Origin of the sequence: Mucilaginibacter sp. (genome assembly GCF_036383575.1) — a bacterium.
GTDB lineage: Bacteria > Bacteroidota > Bacteroidia > Sphingobacteriales > Sphingobacteriaceae > Mucilaginibacter.
This window is the reverse complement of sequence record NZ_DASVOB010000853.1, coordinates 1-12967: the sequence shown is the minus strand read 5'-3', so window position 1 is coordinate 12967 and position 12967 is coordinate 1. Positions and strand designations below refer to the sequence as shown.

At 42.2% G+C, this 12967-nt stretch carries 13 protein-coding genes; 9 read left to right on the top strand and 4 right to left on the bottom strand.

Features of this window, described 5'->3' with window-relative positions; genetic code table 11:
* The coding region (locus tag VF500_RS30095; RefSeq protein ID WP_330863198.1) for an FAD-dependent monooxygenase at positions 1-996 on the top strand (996 nt) is incomplete at its 5' end.
* 111 nt (positions 997-1107) lie between these two features.
* Here the strand turns inward: VF500_RS30095 and VF500_RS30090 are convergent.
* On the bottom strand, positions 1108-2454 hold the full coding sequence (locus tag VF500_RS30090) for a HupE/UreJ family protein (protein ID WP_330863197.1): 1347 nt from the start codon (positions 2452-2454) through the stop codon (positions 1108-1110).
* Between the two features lie 13 nt (positions 2455-2467).
* Positions 2468-3895 carry a DUF3500 domain-containing protein gene (locus tag VF500_RS30085; RefSeq protein ID WP_330863196.1) on the bottom strand — a complete coding sequence of 476 codons (1428 nt, stop codon included), beginning with the start codon at positions 3893-3895 and terminating at the stop codon, positions 2468-2470.
* A gap of 276 nt (positions 3896-4171) precedes the next feature.
* On the opposite strand from VF500_RS30085, the gene VF500_RS30080 reads away from it, so the two are divergent.
* Both VF500_RS30080 and VF500_RS30075 read left to right on the top strand, forming a co-directional pair.
* Positions 4172-4906: a helix-turn-helix transcriptional regulator gene (locus VF500_RS30080; protein ID WP_330863195.1), complete on the top strand. Its 735-nt coding sequence runs from the start codon at positions 4172-4174 to the stop codon at positions 4904-4906.
* 195 nt (positions 4907-5101) lie between these two features.
* Positions 5102-6841: a thiamine pyrophosphate-dependent enzyme gene (locus tag VF500_RS30075; RefSeq protein WP_330863194.1), complete on the top strand. Its 1740-nt coding sequence runs from the start codon at positions 5102-5104 to the stop codon at positions 6839-6841.
* 103 nt (positions 6842-6944) lie between these two features.
* On the opposite strand, the gene VF500_RS30070 is transcribed toward VF500_RS30075, so the two are convergent.
* Positions 6945-7439, bottom strand: coding sequence for a hypothetical protein (locus tag VF500_RS30070; RefSeq protein WP_330863193.1), 495 nt, complete (start codon positions 7437-7439; stop codon positions 6945-6947).
* A 10-nt stretch (positions 7440-7449) separates the two neighbouring features.
* Positions 7450-8004 carry a hypothetical protein gene (locus VF500_RS30065; protein WP_330863192.1) on the bottom strand — a complete coding sequence of 185 codons (555 nt, stop codon included), beginning with the start codon at positions 8002-8004 and terminating at the stop codon, positions 7450-7452.
* An 80-nt stretch (positions 8005-8084) separates the two neighbouring features.
* On the opposite strand from VF500_RS30065, the gene VF500_RS30060 reads away from it, so the two are divergent.
* From VF500_RS30060 to VF500_RS30035, 6 genes are all read left to right on the top strand, one after another.
* Positions 8085-8585, top strand: a complete 501-nt coding sequence (locus tag VF500_RS30060) for a hypothetical protein (protein ID WP_330863191.1) — start codon at positions 8085-8087, stop codon at positions 8583-8585.
* A gap of 88 nt (positions 8586-8673) precedes the next feature.
* Positions 8674-10005 (top strand): MFS transporter, encoded by a 1332-nt coding sequence (locus tag VF500_RS30055; protein ID WP_330863190.1) that lies wholly within the window; start codon positions 8674-8676, stop codon positions 10003-10005.
* 45 nt (positions 10006-10050) lie between these two features.
* Positions 10051-10389, top strand: a complete 339-nt coding sequence (locus VF500_RS30050) for a hypothetical protein (protein ID WP_330863189.1) — start codon at positions 10051-10053, stop codon at positions 10387-10389.
* An 87-nt stretch (positions 10390-10476) separates the two neighbouring features.
* On the top strand, positions 10477-11001 hold the full coding sequence (locus tag VF500_RS30045) for a DinB family protein (protein ID WP_330863188.1): 525 nt from the start codon (positions 10477-10479) through the stop codon (positions 10999-11001).
* Between the two features lie 118 nt (positions 11002-11119).
* Positions 11120-11473 carry a YnfA family protein gene (locus tag VF500_RS30040; protein WP_330863187.1) on the top strand — a complete coding sequence of 118 codons (354 nt, stop codon included), beginning with the start codon at positions 11120-11122 and terminating at the stop codon, positions 11471-11473.
* A gap of 228 nt (positions 11474-11701) precedes the next feature.
* Positions 11702-12967, top strand: a 1266-nt coding sequence (locus VF500_RS30035; protein ID WP_330863186.1) for an MFS transporter, incomplete at its 3' end; no start/stop codon positions are given.

Sequence of the window (12967 nt, the reverse complement as noted above, 5' to 3'; positions counted from 1 at the left end):
CTTGTTGGTTGCGACGGAAGCCGTAGTACGGTACGCAAGGCTGGCGGTTTTGAATTTGCCGGCACCGAACCGGAATTTACCGGCTACTCTGTCCGGGCTGATATTGCAGATCCGGAGAAGCTTAAACCTGGCCGGAATGTTACATCAAGAGGTATGTATATGCAATCGCAACCGGGTTACCTGGCCATACAGGATTTTGATGGCGGGGCATTTCACGGCTCGGGCGAACCAATTACGCTTGAACATGTGCAGGAGGTGTTGCGCCGCATCTCGGATACCGACGTTACTATCAGTGCCCTGCATATCACAACCACCTGGACTGACCGGGCACGACAGGCCACAGCTTACCGCAACGGGCGGGTGCTTTTAGCTGGTGATGCCGCACATATTCATGCGCCGCTGGGAGGGCAGGGGCTTAACCTTGGACAGGGCGACGCCATGAACCTGGGTTGGAAGCTCGCCGCAACTATTCAAAACAAAGCGCCTGAAGGTTTGCTGGATAGTTATTATACCGAACGGTACCCAATTGGTGCACAGGTTTTAGATTGGTCGCGCGCGCAGGTTGCGATAATGAAATCCGACCCGGATGCCCGCGCGATGTATGAAATTGTTCGCGGCCTTATGAATACCCGCGATGGTGCAACCTATATTGCAGGAAGGGTATGGGGTGTTAATACCCATTATGATCTCGGCGGCAATCACCCTTTGGCAGGACGCAGCGTTCCCAATTTTGAGTTGGAAGATGGTTCAACGATTGGTGATTTAATGCATGATGGCCGGGGAATACTGCTTGACTTCGATACGAACGCCTCACTTCAAACTCTGGCTGCGGAATTGGGCAACCAGGTAAAGTATATTTCGGGCAGTGCGAAAGAGCAATTAGGCTTGAGCGCTGTGCTGGTTCGTCCTGACGGGATCATTGCCTGGGCTTCGGACAATACCCCGGACTTTAGTGAACTCCAAAAGGCTGCCGCCCGCTGGTTTGCAGGTAACTGAGATGGTAGCAATAAAAGCCGTTTTCTTGTTAAGAGCCGGCTTTTTGGTTTCTAAATGAAGGTTTGACCAATTTTAAAATCAAGTTTATAGTATTCAAATAAACTATAACATTTAAGTGTTCAACCCTGGTGAATGGGCTATGCGTTTTTTTAACAGGATGCTTATCAACGCCAAAACTGCCAGTATCACGATTGCCCAGTGAGCTTGTTCGGCCATCTTGTTTACAAACATCGAGACAAAATTAGGCGTTTGGGCGGCACGTTCCAGGATCCAGGCCATTGCTACTATGCCAGAGATGATGGCACCCCCAATCCTTACATATTTATACAGCGGTGTTTGGCTTAATAAAATCAACCAGGGGATAGTAATCAGCACAACAAAAAGCTGCATAAGCTCAATGCCCAGGTTGAAGCCTAAAATACTTAAGGCCATAGTTCCTGCACTTAATTTAAGGTTAGCTAATATAGATGCAAATGCCAGGCCGTGTATTAGGCCAAAGCCAGCCGCTACATACATTTCTTTCCCCGGAAAAATTGGCTTTATGGCATGAACTGCAGAAACTAAAATGGAAAAAGCAATCAATATTTCTACTGGTTGCGCGGGCAATCGTAACCAACCTAAAGCACCGATCAACAGGGTCATGGAATGGCCAATTGTAAACGAGGTGACAATTTTTAATAATCTCAGAATACTGTATTTCGTTCCTCCAAATTTTCCCCATTGCCTGCCATTTATTAAAAGTGTGGCAGGTAGCAAAAGCACAATTAAAAACAGCAAATGATCGGTTCCTTCTTTAATGTGCTGCATGCCTAAAGCAAGCATACTATTGAACCCTTTAAACCAGCTTCCCTGCTGCAAATTTATTTCCAGTGGATAGATCACATTATCTTTGGTATTCCGACTGATCACCATGGCATCGGCAGTAGGGCTTAAGTTCCCGGTTTCCCAATCGCTGCGGATGGAAACGAGGGCGGCATGATTAATCACCTGGTGTATGATCACATCATAATCAAGCATAAATTTTCGAGTACTTTCGCCTGGTTGCGGTATAATAGCCACATTGGCAATTACTTCCCAATAATCCATACCATTTTCAATGTATTTCCCTTTATCCATCCTTAATGCTTCTATTTTAACTTCCCAGGGGGCGCTTTTTTTCAGGTAGGCATGCATATGCGCCCTGAGGTATTCTTTTAACTGCGGCTCAAATCTTTTAATAAGTGTTTCCGGATTTTTTGAAATATCGTTGCCAAAGGCAAGCTCCAGTTCTGATAGCGGCATTTGCAGTTCCAGCGCGATCCTGTTCGGGCTTGCATCTAAAAAAACAAGTGTATTGGGTGTTTGATGTGCAGCGGCAATGGTTGGCCTTAATGCCATCACAACAAAAATAGCGGCAATGATAAACAGTCGCCGGCTGTTTATCCGGCGACTGTTTATTGAAAAAATGTGATACATCATTTCTGTTGATTTGTTATAAGCCTATGTAATCACGGGTATGATCTCTCATTACGGTGTGATAGTGTATTTGATTACTAATAACCACGCCGGTTTGGCATATAAACTCTATCCAAACACTTGGCCCGTCTATCCTTACATAGTCTGTATTAGTAGTTAAAAATGAACTTGCAGAACCCGCAACACCTGAGGTATTGCTTGCATAACAGACATAAGTATTAGCTAATTCATTTTGATAAATTGTGGTAAACGCTGCTGCCGAAGTAGCGTCAAGATCATTGATCCATGGCATCATTGCCGCTAAAACTTTGGCCTGAGCTGCTGTACTCAAGGTGCTTACCTGAACACCTTGTTTTGTAGTAGGCATTGTATTGGTGGTAGATCCAGGAACCATCAGACAGTCTGAAAAAGTACCTGATATTTTTGCCGAAGCTAATTCTGTACTTGTGAAAGACCCCAGCATATTTTGCATTGCAGTATGCTCAGATTCAATTGGTCCTGTATAGGTTACGCCTCCCGTAGTAAATGATCCTTTTGGCTCAACACCCTGGTGTAACGGTGTGATACTGGTAACAACTCCTGCATCGTAAGTGATATTTTGCGCGTAGTGGTGGCCACCAAATTGCAACATCCATTTACCGGTGGTAGTAGGTGTTCCTAAAAATGCAATTATATAGTTGCCAGATGAATAGCCTGAGGCCATTGTTCCCAGGTAGTCGTCTGCCGCCATGATCTGGGTAAATTCATCATAGCCTTCTCCGGTGGTAGTACCCATGGCTGCTGCTGCCACGGCTTTTGCAGCTGCTAATTGCGTGCTGGTCAGACTGCTGAAAGCCAAACCGTTTCTGCAGGAAAGGCCGCATGGGAGATTTGACCATCTTAAAGCATTGGTTTTATTTAAGGCTAAAACCACAGAGGCTTGCTGGCTGGTACTTAGCGTTGCTAAAAACGCGTTGGCTAAACAGACTACTTTTGATGCAATAGTTGTTGAAGTAGAGCAGCCCGTTGAGGTGTTTGCAGCATCTACTGTAACTGTGAAACTGCATGTTTGTCCGCCGAAGGTAATGGAAAACGAGGCGGTACCTGTTGACGTTGGCGTACCTGCAATGGAGTAAGTGATGTTACCCGCGCCGCTGGCCAATGTACCCGCCGCCAGGGTTGCCGTTAACCCGGTAACCCCTGTAGATGAGATAGCGGTACCCGCGGTATACGTAGCGCCATTGCCGCCTGTATACGGGATTGTTGCGCTGCCGCTGAAAACTGTATTAACGGTTGCAGTTGATGACACTACTGCCGAACCACAGGTTAAAGCCGAAACCGAAGCAGTGGTGGTAGTTGTCGTTGTTGTGGTGGTAGTTGTTTTTTCACTGCTCTTTTTACAAGCTACCAAAATGCAGACCGTTATCAGTAAGCCTGCACCGGATAAGAGTATTAACTTTTTCATGATCTAAGGTGTTTTATTATGTGTTTTTTTTCCTTGATCGAAAGTATCTTCAATTTTTCCGGGCAATAAATATTATCGATAAACGGGGCTTATATGATGGTGAACGGAGAGTAATGGATAGCGTTTTATAAGGAATGCAGTATAAAACCTTACATAAATACGGGCTTGTTGCTAAGAAATATTGAAAAGCCGGGTTAATGTCGGCAATAAATACAGCTCCGTTTATTGTATCTTGACACTGTTAATTTTAACATTGCTCCAGAATTTTACATGACCATGCAACAACCAGACTTAGGCAAAAAGATTGCGAAACTTAGAAAAGCCAGGGGACTAACACAGGAAGAACTTGTAGAAAAATGTAACCTAAACGTGCGTACACTTCAAAGAATAGAAGCAGGAGAAGTAACACCGAGAAGTTATACTATAAAACTGATCTTCACCGCCCTTGATCACGAGGTTTACAATTCGCCATCCGGTGCGGCCAATTGGTTAAGTAATTCAACGGATATGATTCGCGATATTATCCGTAAAGTTTATAGTTACATACTCGATCTGTTTAACCTTAAAACAAATGCAATGAAAAAATTAACAATTCTATCCATCTTCTTTTTAACCTTTTGCGCACTGATCTTTTCAGCGTGCCTAAGTTCCAGGAAAGTAATTAACGACCAAAAAGCTTTGCTTGGCACCTGGCAAATAATGAGTAATGGCGCACCTGATACCACTTATGGCGGCCAGCCCGGACAGATCAGGTATCAGACAATTACCAGTAACAGATTTATGGTTACTGATATACAGTATTCCAAAAAGCAAATTTACGCCGCATTTTCAGGGTCATATACTTTAGATACCCAAAATAAAACTTACTCAGTATTGATTGAAGCTATTGGGGGGCCGGGATATGCCCAATACATGGACGGGAAAATAGGGACATTTAATTACCGGCTTAAAGATTCGTTGTTATACCTGAAAGGGAACGGTTATGATGAGGTTTGGAAAAGGGTGAAATAAAAACAGATAGCGTTACTGAACACTTAAATTGAGTTTTTCGATATATCATCAATTATCGTAAAATCACGATATATCAAAAGCTTAAAATTATCTCGTTATTACAAATATTTGACTGTTAATTTCTTAACAAATGGCATGTGTTTGGTGTTATCTGTTTACGAAACTCAAAACATCGCTAACGCTAAACAAATAAACATGTCAAAAAAAGTAGCCGAGCAGCTTGTAGAAATGCTGATACAAGCCGGCATAAAACGCATTTACGCCATTACCGGCGACAGCCTGAACGAACTTAATGACGCCGTACGCAAAACCCCCGAATTAAAATGGATCCATGTACGTAATGAAGAAGCCGGTGCATTTGCAGCCTCGGCCGATGCACAACTGAGCGGACTTGCTTGTTGTGCGGGCAGTAGTGGCCCGGGGCACGTGCATTTGGTAAACGGGCTTTATGATGCCCACCGTTCGGGAGCGCCTGTTTTGGCTATAGCATCTACCTGCGCCACAAAAGAGTTCGGTAGTAATTATTTCCAGGAAACCAATGTTATCAAGCTTTTTGATGATTGCAGTTATTACAACCAGGTGGCTGCGAATAACAAACAGGTGCCGCGTATGACGCAGGCCGCTATTCAAACCGCTATTCAGCGCAAGGGTGTTGGTGTGTTGGGTTTTCCGGGGGATGTGGCAGGGGAGGATGCTGTAGAAATTGACTCGTCGGTAAATAACTTTTTTTGCAAAGCCAATATCACCCCGGTATGGGAAGAATTAGTGAAACTGGCCGATCTGATCAATCGCCACCCTAAAGTTTGCATTTTTGGAGGTATTGGTTGTGCCGACGCCCACGATGAAGTGGTTGAGCTGGCAGCATTGATCAAAGCACCGGTTGGTTATTCGTTTAGGGGTAAAATGTTTTTAGAGCATGATAATCCTTATGAGGTTGGCATGACCGGCCTGCTTGGCTTACCTGCCGCTTATCATAGTATGCATGAAAGTGACCTGGTTATTTTGTTGGGTACCGATTTTCCTTATACCCCGTTTTATCCGCAGGATAAGAAGATAGTGCAGATTGATATCAAGCCTGAAAATCTTGGTCGGCGGGCTAAATTAACGATGGGGCTTTATGGCGATATCAAATCTACCATTAAAGCGTTGATCCCATTGATCAAGGAAAAAGACGACCGCAGCTTTTTAGATGCACAACTTCATGTTCACGCTAAAGTAAAAGAACAGCAACAGGCCTACATTCAGGATTATGGTAAACATGATGCCATTCACCCAGAGGCTTTGGCTGCCATTGTAAATGAAAATGCATCTGCCGATGCCATTTTTACCTGCGATACGGGGATGTGTAACGTTTGGAGTGCCAGGCATATCAGTGCCAATGGCCGACGTTCAATGATAGGCTCATTTGTGCATGGATCGATGGCCAATGCCATGCCGCATGCTATAGGCGCCGCTTTGGCTTGTCCCGAAAGACAGGTAGTGGCCATGTGCGGCGATGGGGGAATCTCCATGTTGCTGGGTGATCTGGCTACCATCAAGCAATATAACCTGCCTATCAAGATCATTGTATTTAATAACCGGGCCCTCGGCATGGTAAAGCTGGAAATGGAAGTAATGGGCCTGCCTGATTTTGAAGTTGACATGCACAACCCTGATTTTACCATGGTTGCCGAGTCAATGGGGATCAAGGGGATTACCATCAATGATCCGCAGGACCTTGAACTGGGTATTGCTGAGGCATTTGCTCATACCGGCCCTGTTTTAGTGAATGTTTATACCGATGGAACAGCCCTTGCTATGCCGCCGCATATCGAACTAAAAATGGTTAAAGGTATGGCCGTTTCCATGACCAAAATGATGCTTGGCGGTAAGTTTGATGAAGTTTTGGCTACTGTGAAAGGCAACTATAAGCATCTGCCGGAAATATTCGATTGATACACGAATGCTTTAATAGTGTACAATTGAATCGACTTACACGAATTAATTTCCCAATCAAATTCGTGTAATTCGATTTAATTAGAAGAATTAGTGTAAAACTTTACAATTTTAGATGCGCAATAATATTATTATCCCTGATCTGTATAAAGTTGATATGCTCATCCTGTGGATCGTAATCGATACTTAATACCAGATCACCTATCTTGTAATGGTCGATCAGGAAAGGTTTATCCAATACCGGTGAATCGCCGTGTTTAGTTTGGGTAGGTTCGCCTGCTTTTTTGAGAACTTCGTTCCGGGTATCGGTAAATAAAATCTCAAATGGAAGAACATATTGGATATCCGGGTTAGGATAAATATTCATGTGGGAGAATATCGGCCGGCCCGGTTCTAAAACTATGAGCTCATCTTCATCAATAACCGCATCATCGTTGGTGAACCCTAAATCAATATGCAATAATTCAGATCGCATATAATCGCTTTTCAAAATATTGTAAGAGCTGAGATCGGTAAATCTATCTGCTAAAAAAGCCTGGAAATTATCATCATATAGATAAGAGCCGAATTGATCTGTAAAATGGAGGTAGTTGAACATGTCGAAATTTTTAATGAAGAGTTTTTCTTACTGTTCGGTTTTTTGAGGCTTTTACAACCTGGTATATCATCCCTAAAACTAAGCCTGTAAGGCCACCAAGGTAGCCAAAGTTGTGCATTGAGCCAACGGCTATGAAGCTCTTTTTGTTAATAAGTGTCTTTGGTAAATACCAGTTGACCTGGGTACCCGAAAGATAAAACCAGCCATAAGCCAAGCCGATAAGCCCGCTGATTGCAGTTGCAATTAAAGTGATAAATACGGCGTAGCTAATTGTTTTGAACATTAGCTTATGATCTTTTTGTATCAAACCCATCAATCCGTTACCTATACCAATAATCAATCCTACCCACCAGGTGGCTAAAAAACCTACTATTGCTACATACAACCTTGGGTTAGGTAAAATGGTTTCGTAGCCTGGCTCAATAAAACCAAATTGGTAAAACTTAAATTTTGTAAAATACTCATGGCTGATTGTGTACGTAAACTGGTCGTGAATAATGCCGTAGCAACCGGCAATGATAGGAGTAACAGCTAAAGTAAGTAAAAGGATAAGTAGTTTTTTCAATTTTATTGATTGATAAGGTTTGCCAGATAAAACTACAATAAATCAAAATAAAGCTAAACTATGTTTTTTACTTTCGCTGTATGTTTACAAGGTTTGCCGGTTTATTTTTCAGAGAAGAAGAGCCAAATCTATTGGTAATCACTTCTCATTCTTCAGAACAGAGTTTTGAAATAAGATTGCGATTGAATGTTGATAATATAGTGTTTCATGATATGAAAAAAAACAAGACAATCCCGGTAAATAAAGGTTGTCAGGTATTTATAACATCAAGTCAGGGAATAACTCGGGGACAAAACCCAATCACATCGTCAGAAATCTATATTAAGAATGGCGACGAACTTCATTTGCTATGCAGTTTCGTGGTGTTTGAAGAGTTAAACGATCTTCGCAAAACGGGTTGCTACAAATTAGCAGAGCATATTGCAAACATCCTTAAAAATAAATATGGTGTTGAATGGGAATACAAAATTTGTATAGATACTCCTGAAAAGCAAAAAGAATTCAATTTGGGGATCTTATTAATGATATTGATTTGGATAATAACCTTCAGTGCAATTTATTTGCAGGCAAAACATAGTTAGCATTATTGCCCGCCTATATAATTTTAACGTATTTGTTTAGCATTTCTGTAATCATCCTCCCCTAAATTTCCATACTTTTAAACCCGCAATGGAAGCAAAAAATAACAAGAAAACCATTTGGGCCTGGTGCATGTTCGATTGGGCCAATCAATCATATAATATGGTAATTACCTCAACCATATTTCCCGCGTATTTTGTTTACGTAACTACCAATAATCCTCAAAAGACCGATATCGTCAGCTTTTTCGGTCATAAGTATGTTAACACGGTGCTTTCAAACTACATACTCGGTCTTTCATACCTGATTGTAGCGGTGCTGCTGCCTATACTTACTTCCATAGCCGATTACCGGGGAAATAAACGTCTGTACCTACAGTTATTTACATGGCTTGGAAGTTTGGCTTGCGCCGGTCTGTATTTTTTCAGGCAGGAAAGCCCGCTCGAAATACCGATGATCTGTTTTGGTTTGGCCTCTATAGGTTATTGCGGAGGGTTTGTGTTTTACAATTCGTACCTGCCGCAAATCGCCACTGTTGATCAGCAGGACGCCGTGAGCGCCAAAGGATTTATCTACGGTTACGTAGGCAGTATTGTGGTACAGTTAATTTGCTTTTTAGTAGTGTTAAAACCCGAATACTTTGGTATTAAGGAAGTCAATTATCTGCCTGCGAGGATCTCTTTTCTGATCGTGTTTTTCTGGTGGATAGGGTTTAGCTTTATTGCTTTCCGTATTTTACCTAAGGGCACGCCAAATGCGGGCTCTCATAATTATAATGTGTTAACGGGTGGTTTTAAGGAACTGGCAAAGGTATTTGGCAAAATCAAAAAGATGCCCTTGTTAAAACGCTTTCTTTCTGCTTTCTTTTTCTATTCGGTAGGGGTGCAAACCATTATGCTGGTAGCCGCCAACTTTGCCGCGAAAGAGCTTCATATGCCCGATGACGATCTGATCACCATTATCCTGATAATACAGGTTGTTGCCGTATTAGGCGCGGTGATAGCATCCAAAGCATCAGCAAAATACGGCAACACCAAAGCGCTGGTTGGCCTGGTGGCGGTTTGGACTATGGTTTGCTGCAGTGTATATTTTGTAACCAATGAATGGCAATTTGCGATAGCTGCGGTTGTTGTTGGTGTTGTAATGGGAGGGGTGCAATCATTATCACGTTCAACTTATTCCAAATACCTGCCCGAAAATATTCCCGATACTGCATCGTACTTTAGCTTTTACGATGTTACCGAAAAACTATCCATAGTAGTTGGTTTGTTTTGCTTCGGCTTTGTTGAATCTATGACCCATGAAATGCGTGATTCGGCCCTGGCGTTAGATTGTTTTTTTGCGGTAGGCTTGATTTTGCTGATCGTTTTATTGGTTGCAGAAAATAAAGTTGTAAAACAGCCTGCTACCGTTTCGGCATAAACAATTTAGCTGTAAACTTGTACTAACAAATAAATAGTATAAGCCATGATACACACAGTAAACCACGATGTAACCGGCGACAACGGCGTGCATAGAAATATCATCATTGAACCGGTGCTGCATCAATCAGTAAATCATGAATTAAACGCCACCGGTTTGTATAAACTTTATAATGGAAATGCCGATGGTGAAGCCATCCTTTTTGAGATCCAGGAAATAGCACCTGAAATTGGCGAAAGCAAACCCCTGCTTGATGACAAAAAGAACCCGGACTATTTAGGACAGATCTTGTTTGATACTGATTCAAAATGGCATTATTCGGAAGGGCAGCTTTCACATTATGAACAGCAACAGGTGGTAGATTTTATCCAAAATACAAAATAGTTAATTTTTCTTTTTTCCTGTTGACATAGGGCTGTCACCACCGACAGGTTACTTTGTATTGTAATCAAAAACAAAACCACCAATACAATGGAAACTAACGCAATTCAACAACCAACAGAAACTGCAGCAGCATCTGTTTATACACCCGATCAATTTTTACAAAGCTGGCTTGGCCAGCGCCGTGTTACACGCCGGCTTATTGAAGCATTTCCGCAGGAAGCACTGTTTAACTATTCAATAGGAGGAATGCGCCCTTTTTCTGAAATGGTGAAAGAGATCATCAGCATGAGCAGCCCCGGCGTTAAAGGACTTGTAAGCAACGATTGGACGCCAATAGCAGGCCTTGACCATCATACCGGAAAAATCGAAGCGCACTCCAAAAATGACCTGTTAAGGTTATGGGACAATGCAACTGAAGATATTACAACTTATTGGGCACAGATCCCGGTTGAACGTTTTCAGGAAACAGTTTTAGCTTTCGGTCAATACGAAGGGGTTGCAAACAGTATTATTCAGTACATTATCGATAACGAAATACATCATCGTGGCCAGGCTTATGTTTATCTTCGTTCTTTGGGAATTGAGCCGCCGGCATTTTATGACAGAAGTTAAATCTACCTATAAAAACAACCAAAGGCTTTCCGAAAAGGGAAGCCTTTTTTATGAGGACTCAGGGCTATTGGCGCTATTTTGATATCTTTAGCAAGGTTCTCATATCTAAATTTTCATAATGGCTATCATCCGCTCTTTCGCTCTTTTTTTATTGGCAGGTTTATTTGAAATAGGTGGCGGTTATCTTGTTTGGCTATGGTTAAAAGAAGGTAAGCCGCTTTGGTTTGGAATAGCGGGCGGCGTGATCCTTGCGTTTTATGGCATTGTAGCAACCTGGCAAACAGCTAATTTCGGGAGGGTGTACGCTGCTTATGGCGGTATTTTTATTGTAATGGCATTGATCTGGGCGTGGAAAATTGATGGCTTTAAGCCCGACCGTTATGATATTATAGGTGCTTTGATTGCACTGATAGGTGCTTTGATTGCACTGATAGGTGCTTGTGTTATTGTTTATGCGCCCCGGGGACATTGATTACCAAATCATAATAGAGCAGCCTTGCTGTGCCGGAAATCATGTTTTAAAAAGTTCAGTTTGTTTGGTCAAATCTCGTAACGAGAAATTTTCGCACAAATACTTTCAAACTGTCTGCAATTGATCGAATTTAAATCTTGTAAAAATTTTCCATCTGTCGTTTTTTTAATTTACTTGTTTACAGACATTTTTTGGAGTTTCTAAAATTTGCATACATTTAGTGAGCAAATGGAAAACAAAAACAACAAAAAAACCATAAGGGCCTGGGCTTTCTTTGATTGGGCCAACTCTGCGTACAACCTCGTTATCACATCAACTATTTTTCCGGCTTACTATGTAGCCATCACTACCAATCATGCCAATGGCGATAGGGTTAACTTCTTTGGAAAAAGCTTTGTAAATACGGCACTTTCAGATTATGCTTTATCAGCCGCTTACCTCGTCATGGTATTGCTGTTGCCTATACTGTCATCCATAGCCGATTATAAGGGTAATAAAAAGATCTTTATGTTGTTCTTTACGCTGCTTGGCTCAGCCGCATGTTGCGCGTTGTTCAATTTTGATAAAGATCACCTGGAGATGGGGATCATCTGCTTTGCGCTGGCGGCTATTGGCTATAGCGGAGGCTTTGTATTTTACAATTCATACCTGCCCGAAATTGCTACGGTTGATATGCAGGATAATGTAAGCGCCAAAGGTTTTACCTATGGCTATATAGGCAGTGTGCTGTTGCAGCTTATTTGCTTTTTATTTGTACTGAAAGGTGAATGGTTCGGTATTGTTGACAAAACCTTTGCCCCGCGATTGTCGTTTTTGTTGGTCGGCCTGTGGTGGATAGGTTTTGCCATGATCCCTTTTAGTGTTTTGCCTAAGGGCAGCCCAAACGCTGTAAGCCATAGCCATAACATCATAAAAGGTGGTTTTATTGAGCTGGGGCATGTTTGGAAAAAAGTTAAGGAAATGCCGTTGTTAAAAAGGTTTTTGCCGTCGTTCTTTTTCTATTCGATGGGTGTACAGACCATCATGCTGGTGGCAACCGGTTTTGCTGCAAAAGAGCTGAAAATGGAAACTCCGCAGTTGATCACTATTATTTTGATAATACAACTGGTGGCTATTTTGGGTGCAACTTTGATGTCGCGCCTGTCAGGTAAATACGGTAACGTACGGGTTTTAATAGGGGTGGTGATCCTCTGGATTGCCGTTTGTATTGCTGCCTACTTTACCTATACGCAAACGCAGTTTTATATTATAGCGGTAGTCGTAGGTTTAGTAATGGGCGGCATTCAGTCCATGTCGCGCTCAACCTACTCCAAATATCTGCCCGAAAATATTCCTGATACGGCTTCTTTCTTTAGCTTTTATGATGTTACCGAAAAACTGGCCATAGTAGGCGGGGTGTTTAGCTTTGGTTTTTTTGAAGAACTAACCGGAAGTCCGCGAAATTCGGTTTTAGTATTGGGCGTATTCTTCATTGTCGGTTTGATTTTATTGTTT

Bases quoted from the DNA above. Each gene is read 5' to 3' on its own strand.
- VF500_RS30040 (WP_330863187.1), top strand. From the start codon at position 11,120: ATGGCTATCATCCGCTCTTTCGCTCTTTTTTTATTGGCAGGTTTATTT.
- VF500_RS30080 (WP_330863195.1), top strand. From the start codon at position 4,172: ATGCAACAACCAGACTTAGGCAAAAAGATTGCGAAACTTAGAAAAGCC.
- VF500_RS30055 (WP_330863190.1), top strand. From the start codon at position 8,674: ATGGAAGCAAAAAATAACAAGAAAACCATTTGGGCCTGGTGCATGTTC.
- VF500_RS30090 (WP_330863197.1), bottom strand. From the start codon at position 2,454: ATGATGTATCACATTTTTTCAATAAACAGTCGCCGGATAAACAGCCGG.
- VF500_RS30075 (WP_330863194.1), top strand. From the start codon at position 5,102: ATGTCAAAAAAAGTAGCCGAGCAGCTTGTAGAAATGCTGATACAAGCC.
- VF500_RS30060 (WP_330863191.1), top strand. From the start codon at position 8,085: ATGTTTACAAGGTTTGCCGGTTTATTTTTCAGAGAAGAAGAGCCAAAT.
- VF500_RS30070 (WP_330863193.1), bottom strand. From the start codon at position 7,439: ATGTTCAACTACCTCCATTTTACAGATCAATTCGGCTCTTATCTATAT.
- VF500_RS30045 (WP_330863188.1), top strand. From the start codon at position 10,477: ATGGAAACTAACGCAATTCAACAACCAACAGAAACTGCAGCAGCATCT.
- VF500_RS30050 (WP_330863189.1), top strand. From the start codon at position 10,051: ATGATACACACAGTAAACCACGATGTAACCGGCGACAACGGCGTGCAT.
- VF500_RS30085 (WP_330863196.1), bottom strand. From the start codon at position 3,895: ATGAAAAAGTTAATACTCTTATCCGGTGCAGGCTTACTGATAACGGTC.